We start from the raw sequence: 19,364 nt of genomic DNA on the forward strand, positions 1-19,364 counted from the left end.
TCTTTGAACAATCAACCGCCGTGGTGAATTGTCGCCCCCGGGTGGCGCATTCCGGCCCCTCGCGATTCGCGTCTTTCGATCGGACCGTACGAAACGGGCCCTGAGCGGAAAACCGCCCAGGGCCCGGTGCGAGGCTCAGAAGCGGGCGCCGACGGCCGCGCCGTTCCGCGGCACGAGGAAGGCCGGGGCCGACGGCGGAGTGCCGTCGGCGGAACGTGGGCCGGTGAGGGGCGTAGGGTCGGTGCTGAGTACCGAGGAGCCGTCCCAAGTCCCGCCGAGATTCCAGGAGTTGCCCGAGGAGATCGTCCCCGGGCCGACGGCGGCGGCTCGTGCGTCGGCGACGGACAGGTTGGCGGTGAGGGTGGCGGCGGCATCCGAGGTGTCGGCGTCGAAGCCGGTGCCGGCATTGGCCCAGGTCGTGTCGCGGGTCAGGGTCAGCTTGCCGGGATTGCCGTTGTCGGTGACACCGTGCGCCGCGTTCCGGAACGCGATCGAGTTGCGCAGGACGTGCCCGACCGCGGGGGCCGGGCTGCCGCCGCCCATCTTGAAACCGTTGCCGTCACCGGCGAAATCCGGAAAGTTCCAGCGGTTGTAGCCGTTTCCGTAGGAGATCGTGTTCTCGATCAGAATCGGCGACGAGAACTTCCAGGCGTCGAACCCGTCGTCGACGTTGTTCCACAACCGGGCGCCACGCACCACGTTGCCGCTTCCGCTGCCTTCCTTGGCGGCCAGACCGTCGGCACTCTCGCCGTTCTTGCGCGGGTCGCGATTGCCGTGACTGTCCAGGTTCAGGATCTGGTTGTCGCCGGAGGATCCCTGGAGCTGGAAGCCCGACTCGTAATTGTCGTGTGTGGAAATCCGGGAGAAGACGTTGCCGTTGCAGCCGTCGCAATAGATTCCATAGGGTCCGTTGACGATCTCCAGACCGGAGATCCGCCAGTGCGACGCCTCCATGTGAATCGCCCCGCGCTCGGCCCGCGGAATGCTCCCGCCGACCGGCGTATGACTGGCGGGCAGCCGCTCACCGTCCACGACCACACGCTCGCCCTGGTACGCGCTCAGGGTGATGGGCTGCGAGGCGGTACCCGAGACGCCGATGCTGATGTTGTCCGTGAGGGCGTACGTGCCTCCGCGCACGACGATGGTGTCACCGGGCCCGGCCAGATCCACGGCCCGCTGAATGGTCCGCAGGGGCCGCTGGACTGTGCCGGCCGCCGAGTCGTCCCCGCTCACCGCCACGACCAGCGTCGTCGCGGCGGACGCCTCACCCGCGCTCCCCAGCACCGCCAACAGAGCCGCACTCACCGCCCAGACCGCCGTACGACGACTTCCACTCATCGGACCCTCCCGCCTCCGCCTGCGTGCCATGTCGTACGGCAGTGGCCGCAGGGGGCCGGGAGGTTGCCGGGGTGCCCACGGGCGACCGCCGGGGCGTCAGTGTCCCGGCGTCCCGTCCCGGCGGCAGTGCACGAAGAGGTGCGGTTCGGGGCCGCCGTCGGGGTGGGCCGGGGTGAAGGTGGTGTCGTGGCGGGACAGCACCGTCAGGCCGGCCGACTCCAGCATGCCGGTGAGGTCGTCCTCGGCGAAGCTCGTCGCGAGGACCCGGCGGCCCATGAAGACCACCTCGACGTCCTCCACGTCCGCGGGCACCGTGGCCAGCACCAGGTGGCCGCCGGGCCTCAAGGCCCGCGTCAGCCGCCGCACCAGGGCCGACTGCTCGGCGCGCGTCATCTGGAGCAGGGAGAAGAACACGCACACGCCGTCGAAGGAGTCCGCGTCGAGCGGAAACTCCCGGATGTCGTCGCAGCGGAACTCGGCCTCGGGGACCTGACGGGCGGCCAGTTCCACCATGACCGGGGAGACATCGACGCCCAGGACCGAGTGCCCCGCCCCGACCAGCGTGGCCGCGGTGGGCCGTCCGGTGCCGCTGCCCACGTCCAGCGTCCGCGCGGCCGGCGGCAGCCGCTCGATCAGCCACTCCAGCGCCGACAGGTGCGCGGGGGCGTGGGCGAACGCCTTCTCGTAGTCGGGGCCGAGATCGTCGAACAGCACTGCGGCAGGCGGCCGTTGGTCGTCGTGCCTCACGTCGGAGTCCCTTCGCTCGCCGGCCCGAATCGTCGCATCCGCGGGACGCGTGCCACAACGGGTGCCCGGTGCGCGTCCCCGCGGCCCCGGCAGGGGAGAATGAGGGCCGAACCCAACCGACCCTTGCGGAGGAGCCGGGAGATGCAGGACGAGCGAGCGGGGCAGGTCGCCGGGCCCGAGGACCTCATCGATGTGGCCCGCCTGGTCACGGCGTACTACGCGCTGCACCCCGACCCGGCCGAACCCGGGCAACGGGTGGCGTTCGGCACCTCGGGACACCGCGGATCGGCCCTCGCGACGGCGTTCAACGAGGACCACATCGCCGCCACCAGCCAGGCCATCTGCGAGTACCGCACCGCCCAGGGCACCGACGGCCCCCTCTTCCTCGGCGCCGACACCCACGCCCTGTCCGAGCCGGCCCGGATCACGGCCCTGGAGGTGTTCGCCGCCAACGACGTGACCGTCCTCATCGACCAGGCCGACGGCTACACGCCCACCCCGGCGGTCTCCCACGCCATCCTCACCGCCAACCGCGGCCGCACCTCCGGCCTCGCCGACGGCGTGGTCGTCACCCCCTCGCACAATCCGCCCGCAGACGGCGGCTTCAAGTACAACCCGCCGAGCGGCGGCCCCGCAGGCTCCGAGGCGACCTCCTGGATCCAGGACCGCGCCAACGAGATCATCACCGGCGGCATGAAGGACGTACGGCGCATCCCCTACGCCCGCGCCCTGGCCGCCCCCGGCACCGGCCGCCACGACTTCCTCGGCCAGTACGTGGCGGACCTGCCGAACGTGCTGGACCTGGAGGCGATCAGGTCCGCGGGCGTACGGATCGGCGCCGACCCCCTCGGCGGCGCCTCCGTCGCGTACTGGGGCCGCATCGCCGAACAGCACGGGCTCGACCTCACCGTCGTGAACCCGCTCACCGACCCCACCTGGCGCTTCATGACGCTGGACTGGGACGGCAGGATCCGCATGGACTGCTCCTCTCCGTACGCCATGGCCTCGCTCATCGAACAGCGCGACCGGTACGACATCGCCACCGGCAACGACGCCGACGCCGACCGGCACGGCATCGTGACCCCCGACGCCGGCCTGATGAACCCCAACCACTACCTGGCCGTGGCGATCTCATACCTCTTCTCGCACCGGGAGCAGTGGCCCGCGGGCGCCGGCATCGGCAAGACCCTGGTCTCGTCCAGCATGATCGACCGGGTCGCGGCGGACGTCGGCCGGCCACTGGTCGAAGTCCCCGTCGGCTTCAAGTGGTTCGTGGACGGCCTGTCCGACGGCACCCTCGGCTTCGGCGGCGAGGAGTCGGCCGGCGCGTCCTTCCTGCGCCGCGACGGCTCGGTGTGGACCACCGACAAGGACGGCATCACCCTGGCCCTGCTCGCCTCCGAGATCACGGCGGTCACCGGCAGGACCCCGTCGCAGCACTACGCGCAGCTCACCGAGCGCTTCGGCGCCCCCGCCTACGCCCGCGTCGACGCCCCGGCCACTCGCGAGGAGAAGGCCCTGCTCGCCAGGCTGTCCCCGCGTCAGGTCACCGCCGACACCCTCGCCGGCGAGCCGGTCACCACGGTCCTCACCGAGGCCCCCGGCAACGGCGCCGCCCTCGGCGGCATCAAGGTCGCCACCGACAACGCCTGGTTCGCGGCCCGCCCCTCGGGCACCGAGGACGTCTACAAGATCTACGCGGAGTCCTTCCTCGGCCCGGACCACCTGACCCGGGTACAGGAGGAGGCCAGGTCGGTGGTCCTCGCGGCGCTCGGCACCTGACGTGGACGAGGCCGTGCTGACGGCGATGATCGCCGCCGGAGCCGCGATCGGCGGCGGAGCGCTGACCGGGGTGTTCACGTTCGCCGCCGCCAAGCGCCAGGCCGACGCCGCCTGGGCGGCGGGCGAACGCCAGGCCGCGGCGGCCTGGGAGGCCGGCCGCCAACAGGCAGCCGCCGCCTGGGACGCCGGACAACTCCAGGCCACGGCCCAACTCGACGTCGCCCGCCGCACCCTCACCGAACAGACACTCGCGAACCAGCGGGCGCTGCGACGGGCGGCGTACGTCACGTACCTGAGCCGCACCGACAGCGCCCAACAGGCTTTGGCGGCCTGGCAGAACGCGATCGGCACGACGGACGAGTCGCAGCGGCGGCGGGAGTACGACGCCGCTACGGCCGAGGTCGGGGAGGCGCTGAACGTCGTACGACTGGAAGGGCCCGACCCCGTTACGGCGGCGGCCGAGACCCTGCGCGACTCACTGACCGCCAACGCTTCCGGAACGGGTCACCCCGTCGCCCAGGAGGCTTTCCTCGCCGCGGCCCGTGCGGCGCTCACCCCTGCGTAGGCCGTGCCTGGCGGGATAAGATCGGTGGTTCCCGAGCAGTTGGCATGAAGCGGGGGCCAGGTGCACCTGAAGGTGTCGTACGAGGACGGACCGGACGGCATCACAGTCGTGCGGGTCGAAGGCGATGGCGAGGGGTGCACACTTGACGCCGCCTCCGCTCCCGCGCTGCGGTCCGTGCTGCTGGAGACGATCGGGCGCGGGCGGCTGCTTCTGGTCGTCGACATGAGTGCGGTGGACAGCGTCGACAGGGCGGGCCTCGGTGTACTGGTCGGCGGGCTGAAGCGGGTTCGCCGCCAGGGCGGGACGGTCGCACTGGTCGGGACGAATCAGCGGATGCGGGAGATCCTTGCCGCGACGCGCCTGGACCAGGTCTTCGGCCTCTATGAGACGGTGGCGAACGCGGTCGTTGAAATTGCCGCCGATTACGCGGAGACGAGCATTGAGCAGCGGCGCGCCGACCTCGTGGACCGGGCGAACCACATCGTCCCCTCGGGTGGCCATTCTTACGAACATGTCTCCGACCATGTCACCGTGGTCACAGTCGTGGGCGAGTTGGACGTCTACACCGCGCCGTACTTGCGCGAATTGCTGGTCGAGCTGGTCAACCACGGGCGGGTATTCCTGGTCCTGGACATGACTACCGCCGATTACCTCGACTCCACGGGATTCGGCGTGGTGGTAGGTGGTCTGAAGCGGGTCCGCGCCTACGACGGCATGATGGCGCTGGTCGTGCCCGAGGACAGAATCCGGAAGGTCTTCCGGATCACCGGACTGACCAAGGTCTTTCCCATCTTCGACACGGTGGAGCCTGCCGTGGAGTTCCTCGGCCGCGAGGTGTCCGGCGTCCATGGCTGACGACAGGGTCCGGCTGCGCACCGCCGCCGAGTGGGACCCCGTTCGCCTCGGCGTCCACCCGGCCCCGGGCCCGGACGGGGCCATGGACCTGCCACTGACGGAGTACCTCGCCCGCCCGCACGATGCCACCCTGCGCCGGCGGTTGGCCCGTACCGCGGAGTCCAATCAGGCGGCGCTGGTGCTGCTGGTGGGGCGTTCCGCGAGCGGGAAGACGCGGGCGCTGTACGAGGCGGTGGCCGCGGTGCTGCCCGACTGGCCCGTGCTGTTCCCCGCCGACGCGGAGGAACTGGTGGAGTGGATCGAGGGCGGCGGCATCGACCCGCGGACCGTGCTGTGGCTCAACGAGACGCAGCGCTATCTGGACGGTGCCGCCGGTGAGAGGGCAGCCCGGGCGCTGGGGCGGCTGCTGGACCGGGTGGCGCCGCTCGCCGTCGTGGGCACGATGTGGCCGGAGCACATGCGGCGCCTGACGGCACGTCAGAACGGTCTGGAGAGCGCGCCGCACACCCTCGCCCTGCTCACCGGACCCCACGGGATGATCACGGTGCCCGACACGCTGTCCGGTGATGCCGCGGCCGTCGACTCGGCCGCCGTACGTGACCCGCGTATCGCCGCCGCCGTACGAGCCGCCGGATCGGGGCAGCGGGTGCTGCAACACCTCACCGCGGGGCCGGAGTTGGTGCGGCGTTGGGAGATGGGTCCGGACCAGTGGTTCACCGCGACCGAGCACGCCGTGCTGACGGCGGCCGCGGAGGCACGCAGGCTCGGTCACGCCAGCGCGGTGCCCGCACGCCTGCTGAGGGAGGCGGCGGCCGGATTCATGGACTCCACCGCGCGTGCGACCGCGGGCAAGGAGTGGTTCCCGGACGCGATCGGCGCGCTGACGGCCACGGAGGGCGGCCCGCCGCCGCTGATCGCGGAGCGGTACGAGCCGGGGGTCGGCGAACCCGACAGCTATCGCCCCGACGACTACCTCGAACAGCACATCCGCCGGGTCCGCGCCCACCGGGCGCCGCCCGCCGAGTTCTGGTCGGGGGCCTGCTGGGCGAGGACCGCCGACGACGTCCACGCGCTCGCGCGGTCCGCCGAACAGCGGCGTCGTTACGCAAGCGCCGCGCCCTTGTACGAGCGGGCGATCGAGCTGGGCCACGTGCGGGCCCGGGCGGCCCTGGCCGTGCTGCGGGAGACCACCGACGGACGGGCCGCCGCGCAGGAGACGGCCGCGTCGGATCCCGTCGCCTGGGCGGCACTCGCCGTGTCGAGGGAAGCGGAGGGCGACGGCCCGGGTACCTACGACGCGTATCGGCGCGCGGCGGAGTCGGGCGACGCGTGGGCCTGGGCGGCCATGGCCCGCATCCGTGAGGCGGAGGGGGACCCGGCGGCGGCGGACGCTGTCGCGGCCCGGGCGGCAGCGGCCGGCGAACCGCTGGCCTGGCGGACGCTCGGCCGGATGCGGGCGGCCCGAGGCGTCCCGGCGACCGAGGCGTTCGAGCAGGCGGCGAACGCCGGCGACGGCTGGGGGCACATGGGGCTCGCGCAGGTCGCCGAACGCGCCGGTGACCTCGCCACGGCCGTCATGCACGCCACCCGGGCGGCGGGCACCGAGGTCGACTCGGCCTGGGCGGCGCTGGTACGCCTGTACTGGGCCCTTGGTGACCGCGCGTCAGCTCGGGATGCGGCCACGAGCGGCGCGGACGCCGGGCACCCGGAGGGCTGGTCCATCCTGGCCCGGCTTCGTGAAACGGCCGGCGACCGGTCGGGTGCCGCCGCGGCCCATCGCGAGGCGGCGGCCCTGGGTGTCGGCGCCGCCTGGCGCGAACTGGCGCTGCTCGCCGAATCGGACGGCGACGGCGCGGCCGCCGAGGAAGCCGCCACCCAGGCGGCTCGCACGGGCGACCCGGAAGCATGGACCGCACTGGCCGAAGCACGCGAGGAGATCGGGGACGACGCGGGTGCGGCCCACGCCGCAGCGGAGGCGGCACGAGCGGGAGACCTGGACGCCTGGATCATGCTGGCCCGGGCCCGGGAGAACGCCGGAGACAGCAGCGGCGCAGAGCAAGCCGCCGACCTGGCGGCCGAGCGCGGTGCCACCGATGCCTGGTCCGCCCTTGCCCGGATGCGTGAACGCGCCGGGGACCGGGAGGGATCCCGGCGGGCGGTGCTGAGAGCCGCAGGCCTCGGCGCCTCCGACGCCTGGACGGCGCTGGGCCGCGTGCGGGAGCAACTGGGCGACACCCAGGCCGCCGAACGCGCCTACGTCCGCGGCGGCGAGGCCGACGACACGGAGGCGTACGCCGCGCTCGGCGCCCTGTACCAGGAACAGGGACGGTCGGCCGAGGCCCGCACCGCCTACCGGTCGGCCGTGGACGCGGGTCTCCCGGACGCCTGGGAAGGGCTGCTGTCGGTGCTGGCGGCCCAGGCGCCCCGCGCGGTCTCGGCGCGGACGGTGGCGCGACTGCGTACGACCGGACTGCCGGCGGAAGACTGAGAGCGGCCGGCCCGGTCGGTCGAGTTCGGCCCTGAGCGGCGTACGCCGAAGCTGTGAACGCCGCTCAGCCCCCCCGTCCCCGCCCGCTCCGCGATCAGCTCAGCACTCGGGGCCCCACACCGCGCTGTTCAGGGTGACCGCGCCGATGAAGGAGTCGCGGTTGGGGTCATTCGGGTAGTGCAGGCAGCCCTGGTAGTTCTGGCCGCCGGTGGTGACGTTGAACCGGATGTGGTCGGCGCCCGGGAAGCGCACGCCGTTGTTGACGATGACCATCCCGTGCTCGGAGTACAGGTTGTACAGGTTCCCCGTCGACTTCCACCTCGGCTGGCCCCACGCCACGTCGTTGTCCCACACGCAGACGTACTCCCTGGGACAGTCCGACACGTCGGCCGACGCCGGGGGCGCCGAGGCCACCGCCGTGCCCACCGTCATCAGAAGTGCCGCCGCGCCAATGCCGGCCCTCTTGCGAAACCGTGCCTTCAAGGTTTCCTCCGTCTCAGTCACTGGTCGCTGGTGAGTGGCCAAGCATCGTGGCTCGTACGGGGCCCCGGTCCCAGACAGATGTCAGGGACCGGGGCCGCTCCGGCTTGCCTAATGTGCGGGGCGACGACCGCGGGACCTCCCGCGAGCCGATCCGTCACGCCGTCGAAGGGGACCTCATGCGCAAGTGGACCGCGGCACTCGCCGCTGCCGGGGCACTCGCCCTCGTGTTCACCACCTCCCAGAGCGCCTCGGCCGCGGGCCACGGCCGTGGCTGGTACGGCGTGTGGGCGGACGGGGTCAACGTCCGCGACATGACCGAGGGCGGTTGCTTCGAATCGCCGAGCACGTCGAACTGTCCCTCGATCGGCCAGATCAACTCGTGGGACGAGGTGCTCGTCTACTGCCAGATCCCGGGCCAGTCGGTCGGCGGCAACCCGTACTGGGTGATGGTCGCGCCGCGCGGCTGGGACAAGTACGGGATCATGTCCAGCTACTACATCGAGAACAGCACCAACTGGATCGACGGCGTACCGGGCTCGAACGGGTGCGTGATCTAGGAGCCGTTGGAGGCGATCTCTTAGGGTGAGCGGTGTGACCGACAGCAACAAGCCCCCGCTCGCCGTGTTCGACCTCGACAACACGCTCGCCGACACGGCGCACCGGCAGCGCTTCCTGGAGCGCAAGCCCCGTGACTGGGACGCCTTCTTCGCGGCCGCCCCGCAGGACCCGCCCATCGAGGAAGGGGTCGCCATGGCGCGGGCGAGCGGGGAGGAGTGCGAGGTCGTCTACCTGACCGGGCGTCCCGAGCGCTGCCGGCGCGACACGCTCGACTGGCTCGCGGCGCACGGGCTGCCGGAAGGGCGGGTGTACATGCGGCGCAACGACGACCGCAGGCCCGCCCGGCGCACCAAGCTGGAGATCCTGAACCGTCTCGCCCGCACCCGTGAGATCCGGGTGCTGGTGGACGACGACGAGCTCGTGTGCGAGGACGCCGAACGGGCCGGCTTCACCGTCGTACGGGCGCGTTGGACCGCCCCTTCCGCGGCGCTGAAGTCGGCGCAGGAGCGGGAGGGGCGGACCTGAGGACCCGGGAGGCGGGGGCGTACCCGGCGTGCTACCCGGCTTCGTCCAGGCGGAAGCCGACCTTCATGGTCACCTGCCAGTGCGCGATCTGCCCCTCTTCGAGCTGGCCGCGCACCTCGGTCACCTCGAACCAGTCCAGGTTGCGCAGGGTCTGCGAGGCGCGGTCGATACCGTTGCGGATGGCCTGGTCCACGCCCTCGGGCGAGGTGCCGACGATATCGGTGACCCGGTAGGTGTGGTTCGACATGTGGGTGCTCCTCTCACACGCGTCACTCCACGGTGCCCCAAGGAGGGGCAACGCGCGAGCCGTCCGTCACCGCGCCACGCTCAGTGACAGGGCGAACCTGTCCTGACCGTCCGTCCACCAGTGCGCCAGCTCCAGTCCGGCCGCCGACAGTTCCGCGCGGACACCGTCCCTGCGGAACTTCGCCGACACCTCGGTGCGCATCTCCTCGCCGGCGGCGAAGTGCACGGCGAGGTCCAGCGCGGGTACCTTCACGGTCTGCGCCGTACGGGAGCGCAGCCGCATCTCGATCCACTCGTTGTCCCGGTCCCAGACCGCGACGTGCTCGAAGGCACCGGGATCGAAGTCGGCGCCCAACTCACGGTCGATCACGGTCAGGACGTTCTTGTTGAACGCGGCCGTCACGCCGGCGGCGTCGTCGTAGGCCTCGACGAGGACCTGTTCGTCCTTGACCAGGTCCGTGCCGAGCAGCAGCGCGTCACCGGGGGAGAGCAGGGCGCGGACGGAGGCGAGGAACACGGCGCGCTCGGCCGGCAGCAGATTGCCGACCGTGCCGCCGAGGAACGCCACCAGCCGGGGCCCCGGCGTGTCCGGCAGGGCCATTCCGCCGGTGAAGTCGGCGATCAGGGCATGGACGTCCAGCCCCGGCCGCTCCTCGATCAGGGCCTGCCCCGCCTGGGTGAGCGCGCTCTCGCTGACGTCGACGGGGACGTAGGTGTGCAGCCCGGTCAGCGCGTCGAGGAGGAACCGCGTCTTCTCGGACGAGCCGGAGCCCAGTTCGACCAGGGTGCGGGCGCCGGTGGCCGCGGCGATCTCGCCGGCCCGGTCGACGAGGATCTCGCGTTCGGCTCGCGTGGGGTAGTACTCGGGCAACTCGGTGATCTTCTCGAAGAGTTCGCTGCCCTGAGCGTCGTAGAACCACTTCGGCGGCAGCGTCTTCGGTGTGCCGGTCAGGCCCTTGAGGACGTCGGCGCGCAGTGCGGCGTCGGTGGCGTCCTCGGGCAGGTTGCGGGTGAGAAGGAACGGACTCACGTGCGGGGCTCCTTCGGTGGTGCGGGTACCAGGGTGTCGCTGGGGTCCTTGAGCGGGGTGAGCAGTACGTCGGTGCGGCTCGCCGCGAGCAGGGTGCGGTCGGGGACCTCCCGCCAGTGCGGATCGTCGTCGTAGGGCTCGGAGGCCACGACGGTGCCGCCGCCGGGCCGGGTCAGATACCAGAGCGTGTCGCCCCAGGCGGTCGCGGCGATGCTCTCGCCGTCGGTGAGCAGCAGGTTGAGCCGGGAGCCGGGGGCCGCCTCGGCGACCTCCACGACCGTGTCGGCCAGCGCCTGCCCCACCTCGTCGCCGCCGTGCAGCCGCGCGAGGATCAGCGCCCACACGAACGCGGAGTCGTTGCGGGCCTCCATCGACAGCAGGTCCACGGGCGGCACGCCGGGGACGAGCGGGGCCATCGAGCCCGGCCAGCCCTTCACGGCGCCGTTGTGGCTGAACAGCCAGGGACCCGCGGCGAACGGCGCCGCCGCGGCCTCCCCGTCGGCTCCCGCCACCGTCGCGTCCCGTACGGCGGCGAGCAGCGCGCCGCTGCGCACGACCCGGGCGAGATCGGCGAAGGACAGGTCCGCCCAGATGGGCCCTGCCCGGCGGTAGCGGGCCGGCGCCGGGTCCCCGTCGGCGTACCAACCGACCCCGAAACCATCGGCGTTGACGGTCCCGTGCCGCTGTCGCCGCGGCGCCCACGACTGGCGGTACAGGCTGTGCGGCGGCTCCACGAGGAGCCTGCCGAGCGGCTCCTCGGGGCCGAGGTACGCGAGATGCCGGCACATCAGGCGTCCCCGGCGGAGCGGGCCGTGCGGAATCCGGAGAAGATCTGGCGCCGGATCGGATAGTCCCAGTTGCGGAAGGTGCCCCGGCAGGCGACCGCATCCACCGCGAACGCGCCGCCGCGCAGCACCTTGTACTCGGGCCCGAAGAACACCTCCGAGTACTCCTTGTACGGGAACGCCTGGAAACCCGGGTACGGCAGGAAGTCGCTCGCCGTCCACTCCCACACGTCACCTATCAACTGACGTATGCCGAGCGGTGATTCGCCCTCCGGGTAGCTTCCGGCGGGTGCGGGCCGCAGATGGCGCTGGCCGAGGTTGGCGTGCTCCGGCGCCGGGTCGGCGTCGCCCCACGGGTAGCGCGTCGAGCGGTTGCCGGCCGGATCGTGCCGGGCCGCCTTCTCCCACTCGGCCTCGGTGGGCAGCCGGCGCCCGGCCCAGCGGGCGTAGGCGTCCGCCTCGTACCAGCTCACATGCAGCACCGGCTCGTCGGGCGGGACGACCTCGGTGACGCCGAAGCGGCGCCGCAGCCACTGCTTGCCGTCCCGCTGCCAGTAGAGCGGGGCGTGGATCGAGTGCTGCCGGATGTGCGCCCAGCCCTCCGGCGTCCACCAGCGTTCGGTGTCGTAGCCGCCGTCCGCGATGAAAGCCTGGAACGCGGCGTTCGTCACCGGCGTGGTGTCCATGTGGAACGCCGGCACCTCGCGCCGGTGCGCCGGGCGTTCGTTGTCCAGCGCCCACGGCTCGGTGGACGTGCCCATGGTGAACGGGCCGCCGGGGACCAGGACTTCGGACGGCCCCGTGAACAGGGGCACCGGGTCCGGGTCCGGGGCGGTCAGGGCCTGCGGGCCCTTGCGGAGCTGATGCGTGATCAGCATCGTCTCGTCGTGCTGCTGCTCGTGCTGCGCGATCATCCCGAAGGCGAAGCCCGCCTCGGTCAGCCGCGTCCCGTGGAACGCGGTGCTCTCCAGGATGTCCAGCACCCGGCCGCGCACCTCGGAGGCGTAGTGCCGGGCCTCGGCGGGCGGCAGCAGCGGCAGCGAGGGGCGTTCGGCGCGCGGGTGCTCGAAGGCGTCGTAGAGGCCGTCGATCTCGGGCCGCATCGCCTCCCGCCCCGCGACCGCCCGCAGGAGCCACATCTCCTCCTGATTGCCGATGTGGGCGAGGTCCCACACCAGCGGCGACATCAGCGGCGAGTGCTGCGCGGTGAGGTCGGGCTCCTCCACGCAGGAGGTGAGCAGGGTCGTGCGGGCACGGGCGGTGGTCAGGGTGGTCAGCGCCCGCTCGCGGAGAGTGTCGGCGTCGAAAGCGGGGTCGGTCATGTGCGGATGTCCTTCCCATGCAGAGTGCGGTCCGTGCCGTAGAGCTCGTCCAGCAGGTCGTCGGCGGGGCAGCGGCCCCGCGCGACATAGCGGTCCCGGTACGCCGCCACAGCGTCCGTGACGGCGGCCGTGGCGCCCAGCCGGGGCAGGGCCTCCAGCGCCGCCGCGAAGCAGACCTCCGCCACCTCCCGCAGCTCGGGGTCGGCGAGGCCCGAGCGGGCCGCGTCGAGCCACAGCGGATTGTGCGGCGCCGGCTGCGACAGGGCGCGCTCGGCCAGCGGCTTCACGGCCCGGTAGGCGGTCTCGGCGGCCTCCGGATCGTCGAAGAGCGCGGTCGTCACGGCGAGCGGCACGATCCAGCCGTCCTCGCCGGGCTGCGCGTCGATCATGCGCAGCTCCAGATGGCCGCGCGGTCTGACCGGCGGGAACAGCGTGGTGAGGTGGTAGTCCAGATCCTCCTGCGTGGGCGGCCTGGGCGCCCCCGATCTGGTCCACTCCCGGAACGACAGGCCCTCGGGCACGTCCCACGCGCCGCCGTCCTGCCGTACGCACATCACCGGCGCGTCCACGACGTGCCGGGCCCAGGCGGCCCTTGGATCGCCGTTCAGCGGGGGAGCGCCCGCGCGGTCCGGGCCTATCTCCATCCACAGCAGCTGCCGGGTGGAGAGCCAGCCGGTGGGCTCGCGCCCGGCCAGCGGCGAGTTCGCGAAGGCCGCGACCAGGACCGCGCCGAGCTGGTGCGCAAGCCACCAGCGCCGGCCGTGCCCGAGCGGGCCGGGTTCCTCGTAGCCGGCGTCCAGACACACCTGTACCGAGGCCGAGGTGCACATCATGGCGCGGCCGGCCGGGCCGGCGCGGTCGAGGCAGGTCTCCATGGCGTCGTAGCGCGGCTGGCGCAGGAAGCGCCGCGGCGAGTGCCAGGGATCGTTGCCTATGCCGACCAGACCCAGATCGTGCTCGCGCAGTACGGCGCGGGCGGTGTCGAGGTCGGTGGAGACGGTACCGATGCACTCCATCAGAGAGGTGGCGGGCGGGGAGCTCAGCTCCAGCTGACCGCCGGGTTCGACGGTGAGCGCCGACCTCAGGGGCACGGTCCGTAGTGCGGCGTAGGCCGCTTCCAGTCGTTCGGGTGTCACGGGGAGCTGCGGGCTGCGCAGCTCGTGGACGAGCCATTCCACTTCGACCCCGAGGGTGCGGGGCGGGCCGGTCTTGAAGCAGATGCCCCGGACCAGGGCCTCCACCTCGGCTTCGGTGACTGCGGTACGGGGCTGCTCCGTACAGCCACTTACCGAATCGGACATGTCGGGATCCTCCTGAATAGTCCAGAGTGCCACCGGCCCGGATCTTGTGGGCCGGGTCGGCACACTCGACCCACCCAAGACCCTCGCGCCGATTCGCACAAGGGTGCGTACCGGCACGTTCCGGGGCGGTAATTTCCTCTCTCCGGGCGTTAGCAGGGGCTTTCCCGGTCGTTCTTCCGGTCGGTTGTGGGGCCCGGGAATTCTGTTGCACCGCATGACCAGCATCGCTCAGGATGCCGGGGTGAGCACGACGGGGGAGATCGCGGGCGGCCGCAGCGGCCGGATGACAGTGCGGTGCACGGTGGTGACGCTCGGCGTCCGGAGTCGGCCGGCGGTGGCGCCGTGAGCGCGCGCCTGCGCGGCATCGCGCAGCAGACGGAACAGATCGTGGCGGCGGGCAGCTACCGCGCGCCGGACGGCCGAGAGGTGTCCGTCGCGGCGGAGATCGAGGCGGCACGCTCGGGCACCCGGATGTACGGGCCGGAACCTGTGGAGGTGCCCCGGATTCCCACTGGGGAGACGTTCTTCGAGGTCACGGGGGAGAGCAGCCTGGAGGCGGCCCGCCGGCTCGGCGGCGACACGGCCGTACTGAACTTCGCCTCGGCCCGAAATCCCGGCGGCGGCTATCTGAACGGCGCCCAGGCCCAGGAGGAGGCCCTGTGCCGGGCCTCGGCGCTGTACGCCTGCCTCATCCGGGCCCGGCGGTTCTACGACCACCACCGCGCCCACCGCGACCCGTTCTACACGGACCGTGTCATCCACTCACCCGGCGTGCCCGTCTTCCGCGACGACCGCGGTGACCTGCTGGACGAGCCGTACACCGCGGGCTTCCTCACGGCCGCCGCGCCGAACGCGGGCGTCGTGCGGCGTACGGAACCCGGGCGTGCGGCGGAGCTGCCGCGGGCGCTGGCGACACGGGCCGAGCGCGTGCTGGAGGCGGCCGCCGCACACGGGTACCGGCGACTGGTGCTCGGCGCCTGGGGCTGCGGGGTGTTCCAGAACGACCCGGCGCAGGTCGCGGGCGCGTTCCGTGCGCTGCTCGGGCCCGGCGGGCGGTTCGCCGGGGCTTTCGAGCACGTGGTGTTCGGGATCCTCGACCGCACGCCGGACAGCCCGGTGCGGGCGGCTTTCGGCCGGGCTTTCCCCGAGGCGTGAACTGCGGCCGCACGCCGGACAGCGGGCGGCTTTCGCAAACGCCTTCCCCGAGGCGTGAACTGCGGTCGCACGCCGGACAGCGGGCGGCTTTCGCAAACGCCTTCCCCGAGGCGTGAACCGCGCTTCGGCGCTCAGGTCCAGCCGTAGCGCTCGTGCAGCCGCTTGCGGACCAGGTTGAACCGCCCCCGGTCCAGGGCGCACGCCTCACGGCGCATGCCCCGCTCGTGCAGCCGCAGGATGCGGTCCACGTCCACCCAGGAGTCGCGGCCCGACTTGTCCCACGGCCCGCTGCCGATCGCCACCCACTCGCGATCCCCGTCGTGCCGCTTGCTGGACAGCTGTACGGCGAGGAAGGTCCCGCCGGGCTCCCGCGCGACGACGAGGACCGGGCGGTCCTTGCCCCGGCCGTCGTTCTCCTCATAGGGGACCCAGGTCCAGACGATCTCCCCGGGGTCGGGGTCGCCGTCGTGCGCGGGGGAGTACTCCGTGCGCACCTTGCCGACCGCGCGCGGGTCGGCCTCGGTCGTGGCGGTGGGGCCGCTGCGGCCCGGGACGTTCTCGTCGGTGTACGTGCTCACGGGGGCACCTTAGGGGCTGCCCCCGTGAGCCGAGCGTGAAGGGTCGCTCTTACGTGCGAAGCTTCACTTCTCGTCCATCGGCACCTTCTGGACAAGCCCGTTGAGCGGTGAGTTGCCCTCCGGCGCCTGCCCGTCCTGGTTCATCGACGCGAGCAGCCGGCGCGCCAGACCCAGCCCCGTGCCGCCCATGGTGAGCGCCTTGGCGAACATGTCGGCCATGCCGTCGGCGCCGTTGAGCACCACCATGTTGTCGACGTTGCCGAACGCGGACGCGCCCGCCTGGACGATCTCCGGCCAGTTCTCGGCGAGTTGCTGGGCGACGACGGCCTCCTGGTTCTCCGCGAGAGCGGCGGCACGGGCCTTGATGGCCTCCGCCTCCGCGAGCCCCTTGGCCTTGGCCGCCTCGGCCTCCGCGAGACCCCTGGCCTGGGCCGCGGCGGCCTCGGCCTCACCGGTGGCACGGGTCGCGGACGCCGTGGCCGCGCCGCGCGTCTTGGTCGCCTCCGCCTCGGCACCCGCGGCCGCCTTGACCCGGGTGGCCTCGGCGGCGGCCGCCAGTTCCGTCTCCTTCGCCCTGGCCTCGGCGGCCGAGATACGCGCGTCACGCTCGGCCTCGGCCAGCGTCCGCTTCTCGTAGGCCTGCGCGTCGGCGGGCTTGCGGACATCGGCCTGGAGCTGCTGCTCGCGCCGGTGCGCCTCCAGCTCCGCCACCCGCGTCTCCTGGACGACGACCTCCTGCCGGGCGGCCGCGTCCGCGAGCGGGCCCGCCTGCCGGGCCTTGGCGCCCGCCTTGTCGCGCTCGGCCTGATAGCCGGCCTGGAGGATCTCGCTGTCCCGGGTCGCCTCCGCCATCCGCGCGTAACTCTGCTGCTCCGCCTCGGTGGCCAGCCGGTTCGCCTCGGCCTGAGCGATCCGCGCGTCCCGCTGCACGGCCGCCGCGTGCGGCGCGGCAAGGTTCTGGATGTAACCGGTCGGGTCCTCGATCTCGTGGATCTGGAGCGAGTCGACGATGAGCCCGAGCTTCTCCATCTCCGTCCCGCACGCCGCCCGGGTCTGCCCGGTGAGCTTGTCCCGGTCGCGGATCATGTCCTCGACCGTCAACCCGCCGACGATGGACCGCAGATGACCGGCGAAGACGTTGTGGACCCGCTCCGACATCAGCTTCTGCTGGTCCAGGAAACGCCGGGCCGCGTTGGCGATCGACACGAAGTCGTCGCCGACCTTGAAGATGACCACGCCCCGCACCTTCAGCGGAATGCCCTGGTGGGTCACGCAGTCCACGTGCAGTTCGGTCTCGTTGAGATCGAGCGACAGCTTGCGCACCGCCTGCACCCCGGGCAGCACGAGCGTGCCGCGTCCGGTGACGATCCGGAAGCCCATCCCCTCCTCCAGGCCCTCCGTGCGGTGCTTGGAACCGGAGATGACCAGAGCCTCGTTGGGTTCGGCGACCCGCCACATCATCTTGAACAGACCGATCAGAACGAGAACGGCGGCAACCGCCACCCCCGCCACGACGCCGACAACCATCGGCATACGCCCCCTTTGCATGGTGCCCTTTCGGCACCGAACGAATGGGAGTGTGCGCCTGCGCGGAGCGGAGGTACAGCCGTTGACGGATCCTTGTCGCAACCTTGACACACAGGTCTCTCACCTGCGACGGAGCGAGCTCAACTGTCGTATGCCGCCTGGACGTAGACCGTGCGCGGCGGCTGGTACTCCACCACCATCACCACCGTGCCGCGCTCGATCCGCTCGGTGCCGGTGGCCGGATAGGCGAGGAAGTGCTCGGCGCCGCCGCGCACGCGCACGATCACCTCGCCGACGAGTCCCGGCCCGACCGTCCCCGTGACCCGCCCCATGAGCCCGACCATCGACGCGTCGTCCATGGTCACAGAGTAGGGCCTCGGGGCCGGGACCTGTCCGGCCTCAGGCGACCGCGCTGGGCGCCGTCTCGTCCTGCTGCGGCGGCCACAGCTCGTGCCACCGCAGCTCCGTCTCCAGCTGCGCGGCCAGCGAGATCAGCAGCGGCTCGCTGTTCGCGGGCCCGAGCAACTGGCCGCCCACGGGCAGCCCGTCCGCGAATCCCGCGGGGACGTTGACGCCGGGCCAGCCCAGCACGTTCCACGGCCAGGCGTACGGGCAGGCGGCGATCATCGCCCGGTCGGTGGCGAAGCCGCCGAGGCCGAGCATCGCGCCGATCCGGGGCGGGGGAGCGGCCGTCGTGGGCGCGAGGACGACGTCGTACGACTCGTAGAACCTGCCGATACGGCGGTGCAGGACCGCCTCCGCGCGCCGGGCCGCCCGCAGCGGGGGCCCGCCGAGGAGACGGCCCAAGCGGGCGGCGCTCCTGGTGCGCGGGTCGAGCAGCGCGGGGGAGGGCACCTCGGCGGCCCACTCGGCGATTCCGGCCGTGGCGCGCGGGATGAACGTCAGCCCGATCTGGCCGTAGGGCGGGTCGGCCTCCTCGACGTGGTGTCCCAACGCGCTGAGTTTCTCGCCGAGTTCGACGATCCTGGCCCGCACCCGGGGGTCGAGCCGGGCGGGCAGGGCGGTGAACGGCGGCTTGAGGGCGAGCGCGATGCGCAGCCGGCCAGGGTCGCGGCCGACGGCCCGGGCGGCGTCGATGGACGGCGGCCGGTGCGGGTCGAGCTCGTGGTTGCCGGCGGCGGCGTCCAGCAGCAGGGCCGCGTCGGCGACCGTGCGGGCGAGGGTGCCGTTGACGGTGATGCCCTTGAAGGACTCGCCGCGCGGCCAGGTGGAGACCCGGCCGCGCTGTGGCTTGATGCCGATCAGGTTGGTCCACGACGCCGGGATCCGCACCGAGCCGGCGCCGTCCGAGCCGAGGGCCGCGGGGACGAGCCCGGCGGCGACGGCGGCGGCCGAACCGCCGGACGAGCCGCCCGGCGTGTGGTCCCGGTGCCAGGGGTTGCGGGTCGCGCCGAAGGCGGGCCCCTCGGTGAACGGCCACTGCCCGAGCTCGCAGGTGTTGGTCTTGCCGACGATCACGGCGCCGGCCGCGCGCAGCCGCCGTACCGCCTCGGCGTCCTTCGCGGCGGGCGGGAACTGGCCCGAACAGCCGAACGCCGTGGGCTCGCCCGCGACATCCGTGTCGTCCTTCACGGCGACCGGCACGCCGAGGAGCGGCAGGCGCACTCCGGTGGCCAGTTCCCGGTCGGCGGCCTCGGCCTCGGCGAGCGCGGCCTCGGCCCGCACCACCCGGAAGGCGTTGAGGGATCCCTGCGTCGCCTCGATCCGCGCGAGCGCCTCCTCGACCAGGGCCCTCGACGTCACCTCCCCGTCGGCCAGCGCACGGGCGGACTCGGCGAGGCCTGCGGCACGGTCGGGCGTCATTCGGGCACCTCCGGGACGACGTTGTCTACCGAACGGTAACCTCCGGTGGGCGGACGGCGGAACGTTTTCGCCCGGTGCGGCTCCGAGGTTCACCACAGGTTTCTCCCAGGTCCCGCCCCGGTGTGCGCAAACCATTGACGCGTCAGGACCCCACCCCTACCTTCTGATCGAATTTACGAACCACGTTCGAAATAGCGAACGTCATGGTGAGCATTCGTGGATTCGGAGTCGTCCCTTGAGCCGTAGGGAGAGCCG

At 72.4% G+C, this 19,364-nt stretch carries 20 protein-coding genes and 1 pseudogene; 9 read left to right on the top strand and 12 right to left on the bottom strand.

What is annotated here, in order from left to right; all coding sequences use genetic code 11:
• Positions 1-135: 135 nt before the first annotated feature.
• Positions 136-1,338, bottom strand: coding sequence for a right-handed parallel beta-helix repeat-containing protein (locus PGH47_RS37805; protein WP_271667181.1), 1,203 nt, complete (start codon positions 1,336-1,338; stop codon positions 136-138).
• A 96-nt stretch (positions 1,339-1,434) separates the two neighbouring features.
• Positions 1,435-2,085, bottom strand: a complete 651-nt coding sequence (locus tag PGH47_RS37810; RefSeq protein WP_271667182.1) for a class I SAM-dependent methyltransferase — start codon at positions 2,083-2,085, stop codon at positions 1,435-1,437.
• A gap of 141 nt (positions 2,086-2,226) precedes the next feature.
• Between PGH47_RS37810 and pgm the strand changes: the two genes are divergently transcribed.
• The 5 genes and pseudogenes from pgm (at position 2,227) to PGH47_RS37835 (ending at position 7,775) form a co-directional block, all read left to right on the top strand.
• Positions 2,227-3,867 (top strand): phosphoglucomutase (alpha-D-glucose-1,6-bisphosphate-dependent), encoded by a 1,641-nt coding sequence (gene pgm / locus PGH47_RS37815; protein WP_271667183.1) that lies wholly within the window; start codon positions 2,227-2,229, stop codon positions 3,865-3,867.
• Between the two features lies 1 nt (position 3,868).
• Positions 3,869-4,432 carry a hypothetical protein gene (locus PGH47_RS37820; protein ID WP_271667184.1) on the top strand — a complete coding sequence of 188 codons (564 nt, stop codon included), beginning with the start codon at positions 3,869-3,871 and terminating at the stop codon, positions 4,430-4,432.
• A 72-nt stretch (positions 4,433-4,504) separates the two neighbouring features.
• Positions 4,505-4,822: pseudogene (locus tag PGH47_RS37825) on the top strand (STAS domain-containing protein); the annotation flags it as partial.
• A gap of 90 nt (positions 4,823-4,912) precedes the next feature.
• Entirely contained in the window at positions 4,913-5,287 is a 375-nt protein-coding gene (locus tag PGH47_RS37830; RefSeq protein ID WP_376059853.1) for an STAS domain-containing protein, read from the top strand.
• The gene (locus tag PGH47_RS37835) at positions 5,280-7,775 is read left to right on the top strand and encodes a hypothetical protein (RefSeq protein ID WP_271667185.1); all 2,496 of its coding nucleotides are present in this window, start codon (positions 5,280-5,282) and stop codon (positions 7,773-7,775) included. Before PGH47_RS37830 ends, PGH47_RS37835 begins: the two co-directional genes overlap by 8 nt.
• 99 nt (positions 7,776-7,874) lie before the next feature.
• Here the strand turns inward: PGH47_RS37835 and PGH47_RS37840 are convergent, their stop codons facing one another.
• Entirely contained in the window at positions 7,875-8,207 is a 333-nt protein-coding gene (locus tag PGH47_RS37840; RefSeq protein ID WP_271667186.1) for a hypothetical protein, read from the bottom strand.
• 227 nt (positions 8,208-8,434) lie between these two features.
• Here PGH47_RS37840 and PGH47_RS37845 point away from each other — a divergent pair, with 227 nt between their 5' ends.
• Both PGH47_RS37845 and PGH47_RS37850 read left to right on the top strand, forming a co-directional pair.
• Entirely contained in the window at positions 8,435-8,815 is a 381-nt protein-coding gene (locus PGH47_RS37845; protein ID WP_271667187.1) for a hypothetical protein, read from the top strand.
• Between the two features lie 34 nt (positions 8,816-8,849).
• Positions 8,850-9,341 (top strand): phosphatase domain-containing protein, encoded by a 492-nt coding sequence (locus tag PGH47_RS37850; protein ID WP_271667188.1) that lies wholly within the window; start codon positions 8,850-8,852, stop codon positions 9,339-9,341.
• A gap of 31 nt (positions 9,342-9,372) precedes the next feature.
• On the opposite strand, the gene PGH47_RS37855 is transcribed toward PGH47_RS37850, so the two are convergent.
• The 5 genes from PGH47_RS37855 to egtA form a co-directional block, all read right to left on the bottom strand.
• Complete coding sequence (locus PGH47_RS37855) at positions 9,373-9,588, bottom strand: dodecin (protein ID WP_030950329.1); 216 nt, start codon at positions 9,586-9,588, stop codon at positions 9,373-9,375.
• A gap of 66 nt (positions 9,589-9,654) precedes the next feature.
• Positions 9,655-10,617 (bottom strand): L-histidine N(alpha)-methyltransferase, encoded by a 963-nt coding sequence (gene egtD / locus PGH47_RS37860; RefSeq protein WP_271667189.1) that lies wholly within the window; start codon positions 10,615-10,617, stop codon positions 9,655-9,657.
• Complete coding sequence (gene egtC, locus PGH47_RS37865; protein ID WP_271667190.1) at positions 10,614-11,405, bottom strand: ergothioneine biosynthesis protein EgtC; 792 nt, start codon at positions 11,403-11,405, stop codon at positions 10,614-10,616. Before egtC ends, egtD begins: the two co-directional genes overlap by 4 nt.
• Positions 11,405-12,724, bottom strand: a complete 1,320-nt coding sequence (gene egtB, locus PGH47_RS37870; protein ID WP_271667191.1) for an ergothioneine biosynthesis protein EgtB — start codon at positions 12,722-12,724, stop codon at positions 11,405-11,407. Before egtB ends, egtC begins: the two co-directional genes overlap by 1 nt.
• Positions 12,721-14,025, bottom strand: coding sequence for an ergothioneine biosynthesis glutamate--cysteine ligase EgtA (gene egtA / locus PGH47_RS37875; RefSeq protein WP_271667192.1), 1,305 nt, complete (start codon positions 14,023-14,025; stop codon positions 12,721-12,723). The genes egtB and egtA overlap by 4 nt, the downstream gene beginning before the upstream one ends.
• Before the next feature lie 214 nt (positions 14,026-14,239).
• Here egtA and PGH47_RS37880 point away from each other — a divergent pair, with 214 nt between their 5' ends.
• Together PGH47_RS37880 and PGH47_RS37885 are read left to right on the top strand one after the other, a co-directional pair.
• A complete protein-coding gene (locus tag PGH47_RS37880) occupies positions 14,240-14,371 on the top strand; it encodes a hypothetical protein (protein WP_271667193.1) in 132 nt (43 codons plus the stop codon).
• A complete protein-coding gene (locus PGH47_RS37885) occupies positions 14,368-15,180 on the top strand; it encodes a TIGR02452 family protein (protein ID WP_271667194.1) in 813 nt (270 codons plus the stop codon). The genes PGH47_RS37880 and PGH47_RS37885 overlap by 4 nt, the downstream gene beginning before the upstream one ends.
• Positions 15,181-15,311: 131 nt before the next feature.
• Here PGH47_RS37885 and PGH47_RS37890 read toward each other — a convergent pair whose 3' ends face one another.
• The 4 genes from PGH47_RS37890 to PGH47_RS37905 form a co-directional block, all read right to left on the bottom strand.
• Positions 15,312-15,758 carry a type II toxin-antitoxin system PemK/MazF family toxin gene (locus tag PGH47_RS37890; protein ID WP_271667195.1) on the bottom strand — a complete coding sequence of 149 codons (447 nt, stop codon included), beginning with the start codon at positions 15,756-15,758 and terminating at the stop codon, positions 15,312-15,314.
• A 63-nt stretch (positions 15,759-15,821) separates the two neighbouring features.
• The gene (locus tag PGH47_RS37895) at positions 15,822-17,291 is read right to left on the bottom strand and encodes an SPFH domain-containing protein (RefSeq protein WP_126898971.1); all 1,470 of its coding nucleotides are present in this window, start codon (positions 17,289-17,291) and stop codon (positions 15,822-15,824) included.
• Between the two features lie 134 nt (positions 17,292-17,425).
• Entirely contained in the window at positions 17,426-17,644 is a 219-nt protein-coding gene (locus PGH47_RS37900; protein ID WP_030961567.1) for a hypothetical protein, read from the bottom strand.
• A 40-nt stretch (positions 17,645-17,684) separates the two neighbouring features.
• A complete protein-coding gene (locus PGH47_RS37905) occupies positions 17,685-19,109 on the bottom strand; it encodes an amidase (protein ID WP_271667196.1) in 1,425 nt (474 codons plus the stop codon).
• Between the last annotated feature and the right edge of the window lie 255 nt (positions 19,110-19,364).

The sequence above is a fragment of the Streptomyces sp. HUAS 31 genome (genome assembly GCF_028198125.1).
In the GTDB taxonomy this organism is placed as follows: domain Bacteria; phylum Actinomycetota; class Actinomycetes; order Streptomycetales; family Streptomycetaceae; genus Streptomyces; species Streptomyces chartreusis.